Origin of the sequence: Bacteroides muris (ex Fokt et al. 2023) (genome assembly GCF_024704895.1) — a bacterium.
Taxonomy (GTDB): domain Bacteria; phylum Bacteroidota; class Bacteroidia; order Bacteroidales; family Bacteroidaceae; genus Bacteroides; species Bacteroides muris.
Map to the genome: position 1 here is coordinate 1 of NZ_JAMZEE010000109.1, position 756 is coordinate 756.

At 44.0% G+C, this 756-nt stretch carries 2 protein-coding genes; one reads left to right on the forward strand and one right to left on the reverse strand.

All coding sequences use genetic code 11. From position 1 onward, the window contains the following. Nucleotides 1-348: hypothetical protein (locus M1B78_RS18450; RefSeq protein ID WP_257941497.1), on the forward strand; the 348-nt coding region annotated here is incomplete at its 5' end. 11 nt (nucleotides 349-359) lie between these two features. On the opposite strand, the gene M1B78_RS18455 is transcribed toward M1B78_RS18450, so the two are convergent. Further along, nucleotides 360-734, reverse strand: a complete 375-nt coding sequence (locus tag M1B78_RS18455; RefSeq protein ID WP_257941498.1) for a hypothetical protein — start codon at nucleotides 732-734, stop codon at nucleotides 360-362. Between the last annotated feature and the right edge of the window lie 22 nt (nucleotides 735-756).

Below are 756 nucleotides of genomic sequence, written 5' to 3' on the forward strand. Positions count from 1 at the left end.
TCGCGTACTAAGAACTTTGTAATCGGTTGTTTTACAGTCGACATAGTAATTGTATGCGGAAAAAAGGACGTTTACAAAAGAAAAAAGGAACGGCTTACGGATGAAGTATCAATGTTTAGCTTCGTCTATAAGCCGTTTCTTCTCTTTCTTCTGATTTCCCTCAGTCGCTTGTTTCCGTTGCCGGATGCCTTTCAAGCGTGTGGCTGGCAGTGGCAAGGTTTTGGGGCTGAATACGCTCGAACTTGTTTGAGGAAGATTCTGTCCGAAACGGCTCTGCCGCCTGACCTTGCCAATGCCGTCAAAGCCACACGCTACCTTTGCATCCGAGCATCGGGAACAGGTAGCTGACGGGATGAACCTCAACTATACCATCGGTTGTCGCCTCTGACGCAGGAAACAAACAATGTTATTATAGATGTTACTTTGGTTGCACTCATTTTACTGATTATACACTGCCTGAACAAAATACTCTCTTTACTGCATATCCTGAATGCAACGGCTATAACCATTTCAATATCATAAACGTCATAACTGATGCCATCCGGTTGCTTGAGATACTTCATCGTGTCCAATTCGTTCAGTTCCTTGTTCTTGTAAATGGTATGAATCGCCTTGCGGACATCGCATGAGAACACACCGAACAGGTCGGCTATCTCAAATTGTGTCATCCACACGGGTGCTGTCGGCATAATGACTACACCCGTTTCACTGATTGTTATTATTCCTCTGTCCATAATGTACTGAATTGATACTGTT

Excerpts from the sequence above, each read along its gene's own strand:
- M1B78_RS18455 (WP_257941498.1), bottom strand. The coding sequence starts at position 734 with ATGGACAGAGGAATAATAACAATCAGTGAAACGGGTGTAGTCATTATG.